18 protein-coding genes are annotated in these 16,637 nt (G+C 33.7%); 16 read left to right on the top strand and 2 right to left on the bottom strand.

The window, feature by feature from the left end; translation table 11 throughout:
• On the top strand, positions 1–392 hold a 392-nt coding region (locus ACFFIS_RS13315), incomplete at its 5' end, for an SPOR domain-containing protein (RefSeq protein ID WP_390187949.1).
• A gap of 92 nt (positions 393–484) precedes the next feature.
• Here ACFFIS_RS13315 and ACFFIS_RS13320 read toward each other — a convergent pair.
• Positions 485–1,267, bottom strand: a complete 783-nt coding sequence (locus ACFFIS_RS13320) for a class I SAM-dependent methyltransferase (RefSeq protein ID WP_146938713.1) — start codon at positions 1,265–1,267, stop codon at positions 485–487.
• Between the two features lie 223 nt (positions 1,268–1,490).
• Between ACFFIS_RS13320 and ACFFIS_RS13325 the strand changes: the two genes are divergently transcribed.
• The 15 genes from ACFFIS_RS13325 (at position 1,491) to ACFFIS_RS13395 (ending at position 15,511) form a co-directional block, all read left to right on the top strand.
• Positions 1,491–1,718 (top strand): SHOCT domain-containing protein, encoded by a 228-nt coding sequence (locus tag ACFFIS_RS13325; RefSeq protein ID WP_186088529.1) that lies wholly within the window; start codon positions 1,491–1,493, stop codon positions 1,716–1,718.
• Between the two features lie 53 nt (positions 1,719–1,771).
• Positions 1,772–3,334, top strand: coding sequence for a recombinase family protein (locus tag ACFFIS_RS13330; RefSeq protein ID WP_285615164.1), 1,563 nt, complete (start codon positions 1,772–1,774; stop codon positions 3,332–3,334).
• A complete protein-coding gene (locus ACFFIS_RS13335; protein ID WP_285615162.1) occupies positions 3,334–3,750 on the top strand; it encodes a recombinase in 417 nt (138 codons plus the stop codon). The genes ACFFIS_RS13330 and ACFFIS_RS13335 overlap by 1 nt, the downstream gene beginning before the upstream one ends.
• Position 3,751: 1 nt before the next feature.
• Entirely contained in the window at positions 3,752–5,320 is a 1,569-nt protein-coding gene (locus ACFFIS_RS13340) for a recombinase family protein (RefSeq protein ID WP_390187950.1), read from the top strand.
• Positions 5,321–5,463: 143 nt separating this feature from the next.
• Positions 5,464–5,709, top strand: coding sequence for a single-stranded DNA-binding protein (locus ACFFIS_RS13345; protein ID WP_000567889.1), 246 nt, complete (start codon positions 5,464–5,466; stop codon positions 5,707–5,709).
• Between the two features lie 102 nt (positions 5,710–5,811).
• The gene (locus ACFFIS_RS13350; RefSeq protein ID WP_000228166.1) at positions 5,812–6,681 is read left to right on the top strand and encodes a nucleotidyltransferase domain-containing protein; all 870 of its coding nucleotides are present in this window, start codon (positions 5,812–5,814) and stop codon (positions 6,679–6,681) included.
• Positions 6,662–7,396 (top strand): class I SAM-dependent methyltransferase, encoded by a 735-nt coding sequence (locus ACFFIS_RS13355; protein ID WP_000662263.1) that lies wholly within the window; start codon positions 6,662–6,664, stop codon positions 7,394–7,396. The genes ACFFIS_RS13350 and ACFFIS_RS13355 overlap by 20 nt, the downstream gene beginning before the upstream one ends.
• A 32-nt stretch (positions 7,397–7,428) precedes the next feature.
• Positions 7,429–8,292 carry an aminoglycoside nucleotidyltransferase ANT(6)-Ia gene (locus tag ACFFIS_RS13360; RefSeq protein ID WP_002294505.1) on the top strand — a complete coding sequence of 288 codons (864 nt, stop codon included), beginning with the start codon at positions 7,429–7,431 and terminating at the stop codon, positions 8,290–8,292.
• Between the two features lie 43 nt (positions 8,293–8,335).
• On the top strand, positions 8,336–8,863 hold the full coding sequence (locus tag ACFFIS_RS13365; RefSeq protein ID WP_002294507.1) for a phosphoribosyltransferase family protein: 528 nt from the start codon (positions 8,336–8,338) through the stop codon (positions 8,861–8,863).
• A gap of 131 nt (positions 8,864–8,994) precedes the next feature.
• Positions 8,995–9,783 carry an aminoglycoside nucleotidyltransferase ANT(9) gene (gene ant(9), locus ACFFIS_RS13370; protein WP_027622104.1) on the top strand — a complete coding sequence of 263 codons (789 nt, stop codon included), beginning with the start codon at positions 8,995–8,997 and terminating at the stop codon, positions 9,781–9,783.
• A 462-nt stretch (positions 9,784–10,245) separates the two neighbouring features.
• Positions 10,246–10,461, top strand: a complete 216-nt coding sequence (locus tag ACFFIS_RS13375) for a helix-turn-helix domain-containing protein (RefSeq protein ID WP_320381593.1) — start codon at positions 10,246–10,248, stop codon at positions 10,459–10,461.
• Between the two features lie 33 nt (positions 10,462–10,494).
• A complete protein-coding gene (locus tag ACFFIS_RS13380; RefSeq protein ID WP_320381592.1) occupies positions 10,495–11,220 on the top strand; it encodes a DNA-methyltransferase in 726 nt (241 codons plus the stop codon).
• Entirely contained in the window at positions 11,217–12,281 is a 1,065-nt protein-coding gene (locus ACFFIS_RS13385; RefSeq protein WP_320381591.1) for a DNA cytosine methyltransferase, read from the top strand. The genes ACFFIS_RS13380 and ACFFIS_RS13385 overlap by 4 nt, the downstream gene beginning before the upstream one ends.
• A gap of 1 nt (position 12,282) precedes the next feature.
• Complete coding sequence (locus tag ACFFIS_RS13390) at positions 12,283–14,217, top strand: AAA family ATPase (RefSeq protein ID WP_320381590.1); 1,935 nt, start codon at positions 12,283–12,285, stop codon at positions 14,215–14,217.
• Positions 14,210–15,511 carry an LlaJI family restriction endonuclease gene (locus ACFFIS_RS13395; protein ID WP_390187953.1) on the top strand — a complete coding sequence of 434 codons (1,302 nt, stop codon included), beginning with the start codon at positions 14,210–14,212 and terminating at the stop codon, positions 15,509–15,511. Before ACFFIS_RS13390 ends, ACFFIS_RS13395 begins: the two co-directional genes overlap by 8 nt.
• A 14-nt stretch (positions 15,512–15,525) precedes the next feature.
• Here the strand turns inward: ACFFIS_RS13395 and ACFFIS_RS13400 are convergent.
• Positions 15,526–16,637 (bottom strand): hypothetical protein (locus ACFFIS_RS13400; protein WP_390187955.1); only part of this gene is annotated, 1,112 nt, incomplete at its 5' end.

Below are 16,637 nucleotides of genomic sequence, written 5' to 3' on the forward strand. Positions count from 1 at the left end.
GTTTTGAAATCTGTGAAGATAATTTAACCGATAAAACATACTTTAATAAAGTTTATAAAGAAGCGGTTGAACTTGCTGCTTATCTTTGTAAACAATACAAGTTAACCGAGAAAAATATTATCGGTCATTATGAAGGCTATCAAAAGAAAATTGCGAGTAACCATGGGGATCCACGTCATTGGTTTTCAAAGCATGGTAAGTCAATGGATACGTTTCGGGCAGATGTGAAGAAGGAATTAGCGAAAGGTACGTCAACGTCTAAGCCATCAACTGGCGGTAAGAAATTATATCGTGTTCAGATTGGTGCGTATAGTGCTAAAAAGAATGCAGATAAGCAACTAGAAAAAGCAAAGAAAGCTGGCTTTAAAGATGCGTTTGTGAAGTATGAATAAATAAAAACAACCGAGGAGTAGTTAAACTCTTCGGTTGTAACTTAAATGACTATTTGTTCTTCCACAATCGCGCCCGTTAATGGAACACAGCTTCAAATATTCTTTAGTTTTATTGCTCTTGTAGCAATAAATGTTTTAATGTACTTATCTAAAATTCTTGTGCCGCCAAAATCATCTTCATAAAAACCTGAAATCACAAAGCCAGCATCAATCTGCCCTTGGATTTGGTCTTCTAAAGTATGAGCATATTCTATGGTGTTGTTTGATTTGATATAATCTTGAATTTCATCCTTGGGCAAATAATCTAATGTCGATGAAGGTATGGAATTTTTAACATCAAGGATGCCTTTTCTTTCCTGATTATCATCAAAAATCCATAGTAATGGATTAGTAAATCCAGCAATTAAAATACCTTTATTTTTTAATACCCTCGATATTTCATTCCATACAGGTTTAACGTCCTTGACAAACAAATTGGAAACTGGATTAACAACAACATCAAAATATTCATCCCCGAAATCACTTAGGTCTGACATATCACCCTGTACCGTTCTTAAAGTTAATCCATCACGTTCTGCCACGATTTCATCTTGTTCTAATTGCTTTTTAGAAATATCGGTAACGGTTACATCTGCTCCAGCAGCAGCCAAAATAGGTCCTTGTTGACCACCACCAGATGCCAAGCATAATATCTTTAATCCATCTATAACTTCTGGAAACCAATCTCTTGGTACTGACTTTTCTGTTGTAACAGAAATCTCCCATTTACCAGTTTTGCTTTTTTCAATAGTTTCACTACTCACTCGTTGAGTATATCTAGAACCTTCATCAACTTTCTTATCCCAAGCATCACTATTATGTTTTATTAAATCCATTATTTTTCTCCCCCAATAGTAAAGAAACTAACCTTCTTAACATATCTGTTTTAGTTTAAGTTCTTCTCAACAATCATTTGGCCCGTTTGTTGAATAATCTACTTTCATTATATCTAGAACTTCAATTACATATCAACTATTAATCAACATATTACAGAAACAAGGGTTCGAATCCTATCTTTTTATCGCATATAGGTAGAAGACTATTTAGGAGGAAAACCATATGCGAATGACACAACTCTCATCTGAGCATCAAACACCAAATCATAAACCATCAAAACCAACTGAAGAACAACTTCAAAATGAACTTCATTTTCATCTTGCTGAAAAAATGCTCATGAAACTACGCGAAAAAGAACTCATTTCTCAGGAAGAATTCGATCAAATAAGTAAATTAAATCGTCAAAAATTCAATCCATTATTAGGTCCTTTAATGTGCGATAAACCTTGATATAACAGTGTTCTGACGCTAATATGTCACGTACAAGAAAGGAGGGTGAGTGGATGAGAAAGATAACAACACTTGATATGACAACATTTTCAGTAGTAAAACCGAAACAAAAGGTCGCTGCATATATACGGGTATCGACATCAAACGAGGAACAGCTGATTAGCTTAGAAGCGCAAAGACGACACTACAAAACTTTAATTGAAAATAATGATGAATGGCAGCTAGTTGATATTTATAGTGATGAAGGTATTACAGGAACGAAAAAGGATAGACGGCCAGAATTGCTTCGCTTAATATCTGATTGTGAAAAAGGAAAGATTGACCTCATTTTAACAAAATCTATTAGTCGATTTGCGAGAAACACAATTGACTGCTTGGAACTGGTTAGAAAGTTGATGGACTTAGGTGTGCACATATTTTTTGAAAAAGAAAACATCAATACGAATTCGATGGAAAGTGAACTCATGCTTTCAATCTTAAGTAGCCTTGCTGAGAATGAGTCCGTATCTTTATCAGAGAACAGTAAATGGTCGATTAGACAACGATTCAAACGTGGGACCTATAAATTATCGTATCCACCATACGGTTATGATTATATCGATGAACAAGTAATTGTAAATGAAGAACAAGCACAAGTGGTCAAGCGGATATTCAATAGTGTGCTTAAAGGAGTGGGAACAGAACGAATTGCCAGGCAGTTAAACGAAGAAGGGGTTCCAACAAAGCGAAATGGCAATTGGACGGGAAGCACGATTCGCGGAATAGTTAAGAACGAAAAATACACTGGAGATGTGCTACTTCAAAAGACTTTTACGGATGAGCATTTTAACCGAAAAGTAAATCAAGGTGAACTGGATCAATACTTAATTGAAAATCATCATGAAGCGATTATCACACATGCTGATTTTGAAGCGGCCAATCAGATGATTGAATACCAAGCAAGTCAGAAGAATGTAGCAGTAGGAAGCAGAAAATATTTAAATCGCTATCCATTTTCAGGAAAGATTGAATGCGCAGAGTGTGGCGATACCTTTAAAAGAAGAACTCACACTTCAACTCATAAAAAATATATTGCCTGGTGCTGTTCTACACATATCAAAAACAGAGATGAATGTTCGATGCTTTTTATAAAAGAAGAACGTATTCATCAAGCCTTTATTACGATGATGAATAAATTAAAGTATGGATATAGTTATGTATTAGTCCCACTATCCAAAGAACTAGAAACTTCAAACCAAGATGAAAACTATCAAAAAGTCACCGAGATAGAAGAACAACTCGAAGTTACAAAAGAAGAGCTAAATACATTAATTCAATTAATGACAAAAGGGTTTTTGGAACCAGCAATTTTTAATGAACGGAAAATCGAACTGTCCCAAAGACACATGAAGTTAAAAGAAGAAAGAGAGCAGTTACTGTATTTAATCAATGACGGTTCAAATCAGCTAAGTGAAGTGAAGCGGCTCATTAAATATTTTAAGCAAGGAAAATTCATAGATGCATTTGATGAAGAATCTTTTCAAGGCATTGTAAAAAAGATAATCGTATATTCACCTAATGAGATAGGATTTCATTTGAATTGTGGCATTACACTTAGAGAAAGGATTGATCGCTAATGGCACACACACCCTTTGGATATGAAATAGTAGACGGCAAAATTGAAATTCATGCCAGAGAAGCTGAGCAATTAAAGCTTTTAATCGCATCATACTTATCGGGCCAATCTTTAGCTAATGCAGCAAGGGAATCTGGTATTAATCGGTCACATGGCGGAATTACTAGAATATTAACAGATGAAAGGTATCTAGGAAATGAATTGTTTCCGAGATTAATTTCAAAAGAACAATTTGAACAATTAAAAAACGAAAGATTTAAACGAGCGAAAAAACTAGGACGATTAAATAGAACGAAAGAGGAAGAGTCATTTACACCATGTTTTGAATTTACGATCGGAGAAGTGGAAGACAAATACGACAATCCAATTAAACAAGCAGAATATGTATACAGCTTAATTAAAGAAGAGGTGACTTAAAATGGCTTTAGCAAGAAGTGTCACAGTTATCCCGGCGAGAAGAAGAACAAGAAATGTTAATGCTGAGGAAAAGGAGAAAATAAAAGTGGCGGCTTATTGCCGCGTATCAACAGATAGTGAAGAACAAGCAACTAGTTATGAAGTTCAAGTGGAACACTACACTACCTATATTCAGAACAATCCTGAATGGGAACTTGCTGGTATCTATGCGGATGATGGAATATCTGGAACAAACACCAAAAAACGTGAGCAGTTTAATAAAATGATTGAAGATAGCATGAATGGCAAAATCGATATGATCATCACAAAGTCCATCAGTCGTTTTGCGAGAAACACGCTGGACTGTTTGAAATACATTAGACAGCTTAAGGATAAAGAAATACCTGTGTTTTTTGAAAAAGAAAACATCAATACAATGGATGCAAAAGGTGAAATTATGCTCACCATCATGGCATCCCTAGCACAACAAGAAAGTCAGTCACTTAGCCAAAATGTAAAACTAGGAATACAATACCGATACCAGCAAGGTGAGGTGCAAGTGAACCATAATCGCTTTCTAGGCTATACAAAAGACGAAAACAACAAACTAGTCATCAATCTAGAACAAGCGAAAATTGTCAAAAGGATTTACAGGGAATATTTAGAAGGTGCAAGTTTAGTTCAAATTGCACGAGGACTTGAAGCGGATGAAATACTTACCGCAGCTAAACGAACGAAGTGGCGACCAGAATCGATTAAAAAGATTCTTCAAAACGAAAAGTATATCGGAGATGCATTGCTTCAAAAAACATATACCGTAGATTTTTTAACGAAAAAGCGAGTTGTCAACAATGGTCACGTTCCACAATACTATGTAGAAAATAACCACGAACCAATCATTCCAAGAGAGATTTACCTACAAGTTCAAGAAGAAATGATGCGAAGGGCAAATATTCGAAACGGAAAAACTGGAAAGAAACGAGTGTATAGCAGCAAGTATGCCTTGTCGAGCATTGTCTTTTGCAAAGAATGTGAAGATGTTTTCCGAAGAGTACATTGGAATAACCGAGGTTACAAGTCTATTGTTTGGAGATGTGTTAGTCGTTTAGAGGAAAAAGGCTCTGAATGTACGGCACCTACCATAAACGAGGAAACATTACAGGCAGCAGTGGTTAAGGCTATTAACGAACTTTTGACTAAAAAAGAGCCCTTCCTCTCAACGTTACAGAAAAACATAGCTACCGTCCTTAATGAAGAAAATGATAATACCACCGATGATATTGATAGAAAATTGGAAGAGTTACAACAACAGCTCCTTATACAAGCAAAGTCCAAGAATGACTATGAAGATGTGGCTGATGAAATTTACCGCCTTCGAGAATTGAAGCAAAATGTACTTGCAGAGAATGCAGAGCGTGAAGGAAAAAGGCAACGAATCGCTGAAATGACTGATTTCTTAAATGAACAATCCTGCGAGTTGGAGGAATATGATGAGCAATTAGTAAGGCGGCTTATTGAAAAAGTTACGGTATTTGATGATAAGCTCACTGTTGAATTTAAATCAGGTGTTGAAATAGATATTGAGATATAGGATATCAGAAATGGCGACCAATTGAGAGGTGTTACTTCCTTGATTGGTGGCTTTTCTTATTTACGGATTGACTTTGACTGTGAATATACGTATAATAATATCAACAATGTTGTTGATATTATTATTAATAAGGAGTGGACAACATGATTGATGTAAATGAGCTATTGGAAGAAGCTATTAGAGAAACTGAAAATCTAAATGATGGCGAAGTTTTTCTTGTTAAAGATTTATTCAAGGGATATGTGTGGAATAGGATACCCAGAAAGGATCGACTTCTGCTTGGAACGTTATTTTTAAACCATGTTAGCAAAATGAATGGTAATTTAAAGGCTATTGAAAAGACTTCATCTAATCAGCAGAGGTATAAAAAGACAATTGATAAGTTTTAACTATCTTTTGTGAAATTAAAAAAATTATAAATATGTTGAGTAGAAGCAAAAGATTTGGCTTGGAATTTTTACAGCAGTGAATCGATAAAAGGAGCATGCTTGATGGTAGATAATATTATTAAATCAGTAGCAGAGAAATTATCCTCTCTGTCTTATATAGAAGGTATTGTTTTAGGTGGTTCACGTGCAAGGGGCACCCATACAGAGGATTCGGATATAGATATCGGCATCTATTACAATTCAGAATCATTTGACATAAATACTATTAATCAATTCGCTACAAAGCTGGATGATGAGCATAGAAATAACCTTGTTGTACCTCCCGGAGCATGGGGTGATTGGATTAATGGCGGCGGATGGTTAGTCATAAACGGGTATCATGTGGATTTAATTTTACGTGATATTAAACGTGTGGAACAAATAATGAAAGATACAGAGCACGGAATTGTTACTGCCAATTATCAGACTGGGCATCCCCATGGTTATATTAGTGCAATGTATCGAGGAGAATTAGCGATTAGCAAAATACTATATGCTAAGAATGAAAGCTTATGCGAATTAAAAAAACAGGCAGAAACTTATCCCAATGCTTTGCAGAAAAGTTTAGTTAACTTTTTTATGTTTGAAGCAGGGTTCTCTTTAATGTTTGTAAAAGCAAATTCGGGAACAGACGATAAATATTATATTGCGGGTCATGTTTTTCGTATAGTTTCATGTTTAAATCAAGTGTTATTTGCATGTAATAATGCTTATTGTATCAACGAAAAGAAAGCTATAAAACTGCTTGAAACTTTTGAACATAAACCTGAAAAATATACCGAGAAGGTAAATCATATTTTTGAAGTACTCGGTATCTCACTTTTTGAATGCTACGACATGACCGAGAAGCTTTATAATGAAGTGAATGAAATTGTATCGGAGATAAATAACTTTTTAAACGAGGAGAGTTCAGATGAAAGAAAACAAATATGATGATAATATATTTTTTCAAAAATACAGTCAAATGAGTCGCTCGCAGAAAGGACTGGCTGGTGCGGGAGAATGGGAGACTTTGAAAAAGATGCTACCTGATTTTAAGGGTAAGCGTGTGCTTGATTTAGGATGCGGCTATGGATGGCACTGTATATATGCGATGGAAAACGGTGCTTCCTCTGTAGTAGGTGTTGATATTTCTCATAAAATGCTCGAAGTAGCAAAAGGAAAAACCCATTTTCCACAGATTGAATATGAATGCTGTGCCATAGAAGATGTGGATTTCCCAGAGGAGAGCTTTGATGTAATACTAAGTTCGCTTGCGTTTCATTATGTAGCAGACTATGAGAATTTAATAAAAAAGATATATAGGATGCTGAAGGCTGGTGGCAATTTAGTTTTTACAGTTGAACATCCTGTTTTTACTGCTCATGGAACACAAGACTGGTATTATAACGAAAAAGGAGAAATACTGCATTTCCCGGTGGACAATTATTATTATGAGGGCAAACGGACAGCTATGTTTTTGGAAGAAAAGGTTACAAAATATCATAGAACACTGACCACATATCTAAATACACTGCTTTCAAATAGTTTTATAATAAATCAGATTGTGGAGCCACAGCCGCCAGAGAACATGATGGATATTCCGGGGATGGCGGATGAAATGCGACGCCCAATGATGCTGATTGTATCGGCAAAAAAGAAGATGTAATAATATAGAAAAAATAAACGAGGAGTATGTAAATGAGATCAGAAAAAGAAATGATGGATTTAGTACTTTCTTTAGCAGAACAGGATGAACGTATTCGAATTGTGACCCTTGAGGGGTCACGCGCAAATATTAATATACCTAAAGATGAATTTCAGGATTATGATATTACATATTTTGTAAGTGATATAGAACCGTTTATATCTAATGATGACTGGCTTAATCAATTTGGGAATATAATAATGATGCAAAAGCCGGAGGATATGGAATTATTCCCACCTGAAGAAAAGGGATTTTCCTATCTTATGCTATTTGATGATTACAATAAAATTGATCTTACCTTATTGCCCTTGGAAGAGTTAGATAATTACCTAAAGGGCGATAAATTAATAAAGGTTCTAATTGATAAAGATTGTAGAATTAAAAGGGACATAGTTCCGACTGATATAGATTATCATGTAAGAAAGCCAAGCGCAAGGGAGTATGATGATTGCTGCAATGAATTTTGGAATGTAACACCTTATGTTATTAAAGGATTGTGCCGCAAAGAGATACTGTTTGCAATCGATCATCTGAACCAGATTCTACGGTTTGAACTACTTAGGATGATGTCGTGGAAGGTTGGGATAAAGACAGAATTTTCATTAAGTGTTGGGAAAAATTATAAGTATATTAACAAATACATTGATGAAGATCTATGGAATAGATTATTATCTACATATCGCATGGATTCCTATGAAAATATTTGGAAGTCATTATTTATATGCCACCAATTGTTCAGGGAAGTGTCCAAAGAGGTAGCAGAACTACTGGGGTTTGATTATCCAGAGTATGGTAAGAACATAACAAGATATACCGAGGACATGTATAAAAAATATGTTGAAAATGACTATTTTTAAAGATTAGCAAAGATTATTAACCATAAGCAAGGGGTGTAAATGTATGGAAAGTACTGATGTTATAAATGAAATTAGAGGTATATTACCTCGTAACTCAATTGGAAAATATGATTTACTAACTATTTTTACACATAAAACCGTTTTTGATAAAATTGTAAAAGTACTATCATTGGATTTTCAAAATAAAGTAGATTATGTGGCTGCCCCAGAAGCAATTGGATGGATACTAGGCACTGCCATAGCCAAAGAACTTGGAGTGGGGTTTATTGGAGTAAGAAAAGGTGATAAGCTGCCATACGCAAAAGAAGAGATTATTTCGACACATTTTACCGACTATTCAGGTCAAGATAAAAGCTTTGAAATATCTAAGAGTTCTATTGTGAGGAACAAAAGAGTTTTGATTGTAGATGATTGGATAGAGACAGGTTCTCAAATGAAGGCTTTAATAGCTTTGTTAGAGAAATTGGATTGCAGCATTATTGGGTTGGCTACTATTGGGATTGATATAAATGAGGTTACTCAAAAATGGATAGACAGCAGTTTTGTAGCTTATATTGGCTCAAACATATAATAAACCGAAAGAAAATCTTGAATCAAAATTTTGGATGGCGTTAATTTACAATACAACGAAAGATGTTTACTCTTTTTTTATAAATTTTAAGAGGCGTTAAAAAACAGTTTTCAGACGAAAGGAGATCGAAGTTGAGTATAGATTTAAGTAACAAAAAAATTCCGAAAGAAGCAATTCAAGCATTAAAAACTATAGCGGAACTACTTGATAATATGTTAATTGGGGTGTATTTGTATGGTTCGGCAGTAATGGGTGGTTTACGTATGAATAGCGATGTAGATATTTTGGTAATAACAAATCAAAGTTTATCTGAAAAAACTCGAAGGAATCTTACAAATAGGTTAATGCTTATATCTGGGAAAATAGGAAACATAAAAGATATGAGGCCTCTTGAAGTTACGGTCATAAATCAAAAGGATATTGTCCCTTGGCATTTCCCCCCCAAATATGAATTTATGTATGGCGAGTGGCTAAGAGAGCAGTTTGAAAAGGGAGAAATTCCTGAGTCGACTTATGATCCGGATTTAGCAATACTTTTAGCACAACTAAGAAAAAATAGTATTAACCTTTTGGGACCAAAGGCAACAGAAGTAATTGAGCCTGTGCCAATGACAGATATTCGAAAAGCAATTAAAGAATCGTTGCCCGGGTTGATAACTAGCATTAAAGGTGACGAACGCAATGTGATTTTAACTTTAGCCAGAATGTGGGTGACAGCATCTACTGGTGAAATCAGATCAAAAGATCTGGCAGCTGAATGGGCAATACCTCAATTACCTTATGAGCATGCCATTTTACTTGACAAAGCAAGAAAGGCTTATCTAGGAGGGTATATTGATAAGTGGAAAGGAATGGATTCTGAGGTGACTGAACTCGTTAATAATATGAAGAAGTCTATAGAGTCTTCCCTTAATCTCTAAAAGGCTGGTGTTGAGAATTCCATTGATAGGTTCTCTCATACCGAAATTTCTTAAAATGGTCAAAAACCGCTGGATATGTTCCCGTCTACCGATAGTTCCAAAAATGCTGCTGATATGTTTCCACAGACGGGCAAAGTAATATGACATCAATGCCATCAACTCGAGCCATGTCGAGTTGGTAGCATTGATGTCTAGGGTGGATGGATAAGAACTGATGAAGTGTTGATAGAATAAGGTTTCCCAGTGATTTTGGAGAATGTCCAAGCTGGGAAATCTTATTTTTATTTGGCTGAAAATGAAGCGTGGTTTTCGATAAAAGTAGGGTTGAGTTGATGGAATGACTTTTGGGTGGGGGAGTTGACAGGATGGATTGGTTTCGTAAACTCGAAAAAACATTTGAGTAATCGAAAGTTGAGTGATATAATATTTTAATGACTTTATTATGTTTGCGAGGGTAGATAAATGGGAGTCAATTATAAAAAGCTTTGGATACGGCTGATAGATGAAGAGCTTAAAGTTTCCGATTTATATCATACTACAGGTATTGCACCTAGTACTTTTTCAAAAATGCGGAAAAATGAATATGTTTCCTTAGATGTGCTTGTAAGGATTTGTTGCGCCCTAAAATGTCAGTTAAGTGAAATAGTGGAAGTGGAATTAGAGAATACGGATAAGTAAATAGTATATATTTGAAGCGAGGGAATATTAGTTGTGGCTAATTTAATTTTACATAATCAAGATTGTATCGAAGTAATGACGAGTATTGAGGAGAATTCTGTAGATTTAATTTTAACAGATCCTCCATATAATTTAGGTAATTTTATGAGAGACCGAGATACTAACCTAAAAAAAATGAGAGACAATTTTTTCGGATCAGCGGGTTGGGATGATTTAAGTTTTGAAGAGTGGGAAGAATCAATGGATAGGTTTTTTGAAGAATCTGTTAGAGTGTTAAAGCATGGCGGTTCGATGATTGTTTTTATGGCTATTATTAAAGTAGAAAGTATCATTAAAATCGCTGAACGTTATGGTTTGTATTATAAGACGACAGGGATTTGGCATAAGTTGAATCCTATGCCACGCAATATGAATCTACATTTTGTTAATTCAACAGAAACTTGGATTTACTTCACTTATAAGAAGAAAACAGGAACTTTTAATAATGACGGAAAAATGATTCATGACTTTATTGAAACCGCAGTTGCATCTAATGGGGAACGAAGGTTCGGAAAGCACCCTACACAGAAACCTGTCAAACTAATGGAGTTCTTTGTGAATGTGTTGAGTAATGAAAATGACACGATTTTAGATCCATTCATGGGAAGCGGGAGTACAGGAGTAGCAGCAATCAAAAACGATCGCAATTTTATTGGTGTAGAATTAAATGAAAAATATTATAATATAGCTAGACAACGTATTGAAGAGGTGTGGGAATGAAGCCTAAAGTAATTGATTTGTTTGCAGGTGTGGGTGGATTATCTTTAGGTTTTAAAATGGCAGGTTTTGAAATAGTATTAGCAAATGAATTTGAAGAATCAATTGCGAAATCATATATATATAATCATCCCGACACAGAAGTTATAGTAGAAGATATAACAAAATTATCAATTAAAGATGTATTTTCAGATTACAAAGATCGAATAGATGTAGTTATTGGGGGGCCACCTTGCCAAGGATTTTCTCAGAAGGGTCAAAGGAAATCTATAAATGATGACAGGAATTATTTATTTAAGCAGTTTGTTGAAGTGGTGAAATACGTTCAGCCTAAATATTTTGTTATGGAAAATGTACCTAATTTATTGACATCTGAAGGAGGATTTTTCAAAGAGGAAATAAAATCATTATTTGGAAATTTAGGATATAAATTAACAACAAATATTTTGAATGCTGCCGATTACGGAGTACCGCAAAATAGGAGAAGGGCAATAATTATAGGGAAATTGGGACAACGATCTGTTAAAGATCCTAAAAAATCGTGTGAAAGAGTTACTGTATGGGAAGCGATCAGTGACCTAGCTTATTTAGAATCTGGTGAAGGATTAGAGCGTGATACTTACAAATTACCAGCTAGAACTGAATATCAACGAAAAATGCGTGAGGGTAGTAATTGGGTGTTTAATCATAAGGCTACTAAACATTCAGCTATAGCTTTAGAGAGATTAAGAATGATTCCACCAAATAAAGGCAGAGAAGTTTTGCCAAAAGAGCATTTAACAAAATCCATTTATAGTGGTACTTGGTCTAGAATGATCAAGGAAGAGCAGTCAGTGACTATCACAACAAGGTTTGACACACCATCTTCGGGTAAATTTACTCATCCCTACTTAAACAGAGCTATTACAGTAAGAGAAGCAGCTCGAATACAATCATTCCCTGATAGTTTTCGGTTTATAGGAAATAAAGGTTCACAAATGAAGCAGGTAGGAAATGCAGTACCGCCAATACTTGCAAAGGAAATTGCATTAACTATAAAAAAAGATATTGTGAAAGGTGATTGAAATGTTAAGACCAGATGAAATAAAAGAATACCATAATCCAGATTTGAAGTTGGGAATTAAATCTTCATTGCCTAGGGTTAAATCGACTTTAGGTTTATTCTTTATGCTTTGGAAAGCTAGTGATAAGAATTGTGAGATAACATATTCTCAGATAGATGGCGATAGTACAATATTAATTGAAGACTTAAAATCTAAATTAATTGATATCTTTGCACCAATATATGAATCATATGGAGTTTCAGATGATGAATTTATAGACAAAGTTAACGAAAACCAGATGTTTAAATCACAGCTGGAATCCCTAATTGTAGCATTCGAATTAATTTGGAGGGTAGGAAAGATAAAGTTTTTTGATGATAGGCCAGCTTCATCAGAAAGAACTGGAAGAAAGAGATATCCAAAAACAATAGCATTCACTAAAAACATGGATATTATAGATACTATATTAATGTCTAACCAAATAGAGTATTCAAAAGTTCTTCTAGCATGGATTGGTTTAGACATTGATGTGAATAGTGAAAATGAGTCGTCATTATTAAAGTTATTGGTGCATTTATCTGAAGAAGCAGTTTACAAATTAGTTGATGAAGATAAAGATGTAATTTTTAATATGAATAGTGTTTATATTAAATTGTTGGAAAATGAAAACTCTATAATTGATATAAATGGAAGTAAAGAACCAAAAGGATCATTAAGGATATTAAAATCACTTTTATCAGATGGGATGAATCCCTATATTAATTATTCAAACACTAGAGGGCTTGAATTAGCTGATGGTATGAAAGAGGAACTTGAACTCTATCAATGTCGTGTTGATGCATCTTTAAGTTTATTGAATACTAAATATATTGTCGATCAAATAGATGATAAAAATGAAAGTACTTATACAATTGAAGTAAGTGAAGAAAATGAATTATATAGTTCAAGAATTTCTGGTGGAAATAATATACTTTTATATGGTGTTCCCGGTTCTGGTAAAAGCTATAAAATTGAAGAGGAATACTGTAACGATTTTAATTTTATGGAACGAGTAGTTTTTCATCCAGATTATATGAATACAGATTTTGTAGGTCAGATATTACCAACAGTAAAAGGGGAAGGCGATGAAAAAGAAATCACTTACGACTTCACACCTGGTCCTTTTACAAGAGTACTTAAAAAGGCGATTGAAAATCCTAGAGATCCCTACTACCTTGTAATTGAAGAAATTAATCGGGGTAATGCTCCAGCGATATTCGGAGAGATATTCCAGTTACTTGATAGAGATGCTGATGGAAAAAGTTCATATGAAATTACGAATTACAATATAGCTAATGAAGTTTTTGATGAGAAAGAAAAGCCTATCTACCTTCCTTCTAATTTACATATTCTAGCAACAATGAATACCGCGGATCAAAATGTATTTACTTTAGATACTGCATTTCAAAGAAGATGGGATATGAAGATGATTGAAAATGATGTATCAAAGGCTGAACATGCTTCAAAATCAATACTTGATACAAATGTGACATGGGAAAGATTTAATACAGTTATTAATGACCAAATTATTACAAGTAGTGCTGCTACATTATCGTCAGAGGATAAGAGATTAGGTGCTTACTTTGTAACAGAAGAAGTTTTAAAATTCTATAGTAAAGAAGAAAACCTTGATGATGTAATACAAAAATATAGTATTAATGATAGAGATGCAGATAAAATCGATAAAGCTATTAAGGATTTGAATTCAAGATTTGGGGATAAAGTTATTAAATATCTTTGGGATGATGCATTCAAATTCAGTAGAGATGAGCTGTTTGATGTTGAATATAAAAGCTTAGAAAAAATTTTGGATACTTTTAACTATTCTGTTAGTGATGAAAGATTTAATGTTTTCAATCAAGACATAAAAGAAAATTTGTTTAGAACATTAGATACAGAGGATAGTGAGGATGAGTAAAGCTTTTACTGATGTAGTGTTATCCAAAACTTTGAACAGTTATTGTAGAAATGCAACGAATAAAGAAGGAGATACATTTGTAGGTATTAAATCAGAAATTAAGGGAGACAAGCATGAAATTAGTGTGAATTTCCCTATAGGGTATAATATCTCAAAAAAAGAAGAGAATTTACGCGATGATATTATTGACTTGATATCGGTTTTGTCAGCTTATAATGATAAACAGTCCAGGGTTTCGCAAATTTCTTCTAATCAAGTATTAAAAACAGTTAGGTTTCCGGTCCAGGCATACTTTCGAGTAATGCGATATTATTTAGATTATGATTACTATATGGAAAATGAAGAAGTATATGTTCAAGGGATGTCTGGCCCTGTAAGTATGAAACAAACTATAAGAAGAATGACTCCTATCGCTCAAAAAAAAGGTTTTGTATATCCTAATTTAATGGTTCGAAAAAATAGTGATACTGATAAACATATTATCACTGAAATAAATAAGTTTTGTGTGTATGAAAGCTTTATGAAATTGGGATGGATTTATAAGCAAAGGTTACCGCAACCTGCTAATGTTCGAAATCCAAATCTTAAAATGTATCAAACTATTTTGCGACAAAAACTCGAAAAAACAAATGAAGATTCTTTAAAACAATTATTTCAAAGCATGTTGGCAATTATTGAATTCAGAAATAGTGCAGATGATCCTGAAGAGTTTTATTTTGGAACTAACAATTTTGAATATGTTTGGGAAAAATTAATTGATGAGACTTATGGTGTGTCTAATAAAGGTTATTATTTTCCTAAAACTAACTGGAAATTACGTGTTGGTGACAGAGACAATGCGGCTCTTGAACCAGATACTATTATGATTACTGATGAAAGTATCGCAATATTGGATGCAAAATATTATAAGTACGGTGTGACTGGAAGAGTGAGTGATCTACCACGTTCTACGTCCATAAATAAACAGATAACATATGCAGAATATATAGCTGAAAACTCAAAGTTTCTTAAGGATAGGAAGAATAATAAACAGATACTTAATGCATTTTTATTACCATTCAATCTATATGATAATAGACTTGGAGGAAATGAAAACTATTATTCTATTGGCGAAGCTGTTGCCGATTGGAAACAGGCGGATAAAGATTATGAACGTGTGCAGGGGATATTAATAGATGTAAAAAAGTTAATGGCAAATTCTACTAAGCCAAATCGACAGGAAATTAAAAAGTTATCAGATGCAATTAAGGATAGTCTAATACGAAATAAAAAAATGCAAAAGAGTGGGAACTAATAAAAGTTTCCACTCTATTTTTTTTGCCTATATCTCCTTTGTGATACAGCATTAGTGCAGTAAACGCAGCAGTACTTTTTAACTTGGTTTGTTTTGGATACTAAAAATAATTGATTGCAATTTATATTTTGACAAACCCTGTACATAGCTTGATTAGAATCTAAGTAAAAAAGTGATAAATACATTGCTGAAAATAAAGAAGGTAATTTCCAGTTGGGACGCATCGTGTCTGCATCATACTTTGGCTTGATTTCAGATAAAAAGTGATTCAATTCTTTTTCAATTAAATACTTTGATATTTTTAATAAAGCTTGTTTTAAATCATCATTCTCCCTTTTAGTAAATGTTTCATATACCACTTCCTGAAATAGTGTATTTAATGAAATATCTTCTGGGATGATGATAGAGATTCTTCTTGAAAAATGATATAAAAAATCAATAATCAAACATTCATCTTCACTAAAAATAGTTGTTTTCTTACTAACGTAGGCCTTTACAATTTGTTTTAGAAACGATAATGAATAATCATCATCCTGCATTAAATTCTCGTATTCTTCAATAATTACCACATTTAGACCCCCACCTAAAAGATAATCCTTAACTTCGAATGCTGGCACTGTTCCGCCATCATCTCTAGGAATTTGTATTGTGTTGCTGTTGTCATCAAATCGTATCTTATTTGCATTATTAATGTTATGCAATAAGTCTTTATTCGAAGATTTATAGCAAGTGTTGTCATTGATTTTTATAACCTTTTCTTTCTGTAGTAACAGAAAAAGAACCGAATCCAATAAAGTTCTATAATCAATGTTGTCTGTATCCTGGACACTAAAGATGTTTATTAAAGCTTCTAGATTGTCTTTTATATAATTTACATCTTTTATTTGAAAAGTTACAAATTGTTCGTAATTATTTAGAGGAAATAAAAATCCATACTTTTTAAAAAATGACATCATTGAATTTAAGTCATTTTTTTCAATGCCTATAAACTCTCCTAATATGTTGTTTTTTTCACCACTTTTTCCCCTACCAATTTCTTTTAAGCCTTCCCCATAAAGATATGCTGCGCGGAATTTTTCACTATTATTTCGTAAGACAAGTTCCTTTGTTTTATCCCCAGTATATG

This window comes from Paracerasibacillus soli (genome assembly GCF_042432965.1).
Taxonomy (GTDB): domain Bacteria; phylum Bacillota; class Bacilli; order Bacillales; family Amphibacillaceae; genus Paracerasibacillus; species Paracerasibacillus soli.

Coding starts and splice junctions, on each gene's coding strand:
- ACFFIS_RS13320 (WP_146938713.1), bottom strand. CDS start 1,267: ATGGATTTAATAAAACATAATAGTGATGCTTGGGATAAGAAAGTTGAT.
- ACFFIS_RS13325 (WP_186088529.1), top strand. CDS start 1,491: ATGCGAATGACACAACTCTCATCTGAGCATCAAACACCAAATCATAAA.
- ACFFIS_RS13330 (WP_285615164.1), top strand. CDS start 1,772: ATGAGAAAGATAACAACACTTGATATGACAACATTTTCAGTAGTAAAA.
- ACFFIS_RS13335 (WP_285615162.1), top strand. CDS start 3,334: ATGGCACACACACCCTTTGGATATGAAATAGTAGACGGCAAAATTGAA.
- ACFFIS_RS13340 (WP_390187950.1), top strand. CDS start 3,752: ATGGCTTTAGCAAGAAGTGTCACAGTTATCCCGGCGAGAAGAAGAACA.
- ACFFIS_RS13345 (WP_000567889.1), top strand. CDS start 5,464: ATGATTGATGTAAATGAGCTATTGGAAGAAGCTATTAGAGAAACTGAA.
- ACFFIS_RS13350 (WP_000228166.1), top strand. CDS start 5,812: ATGGTAGATAATATTATTAAATCAGTAGCAGAGAAATTATCCTCTCTG.
- ACFFIS_RS13355 (WP_000662263.1), top strand. CDS start 6,662: ATGAAAGAAAACAAATATGATGATAATATATTTTTTCAAAAATACAGT.
- ACFFIS_RS13360 (WP_002294505.1), top strand. CDS start 7,429: ATGAGATCAGAAAAAGAAATGATGGATTTAGTACTTTCTTTAGCAGAA.
- ACFFIS_RS13365 (WP_002294507.1), top strand. CDS start 8,336: ATGGAAAGTACTGATGTTATAAATGAAATTAGAGGTATATTACCTCGT.
- ACFFIS_RS13375 (WP_320381593.1), top strand. CDS start 10,246: ATGGGAGTCAATTATAAAAAGCTTTGGATACGGCTGATAGATGAAGAG.
- ACFFIS_RS13385 (WP_320381591.1), top strand. CDS start 11,217: ATGAAGCCTAAAGTAATTGATTTGTTTGCAGGTGTGGGTGGATTATCT.
- ACFFIS_RS13390 (WP_320381590.1), top strand. CDS start 12,283: ATGTTAAGACCAGATGAAATAAAAGAATACCATAATCCAGATTTGAAG.
- ACFFIS_RS13395 (WP_390187953.1), top strand. CDS start 14,210: ATGAGTAAAGCTTTTACTGATGTAGTGTTATCCAAAACTTTGAACAGT.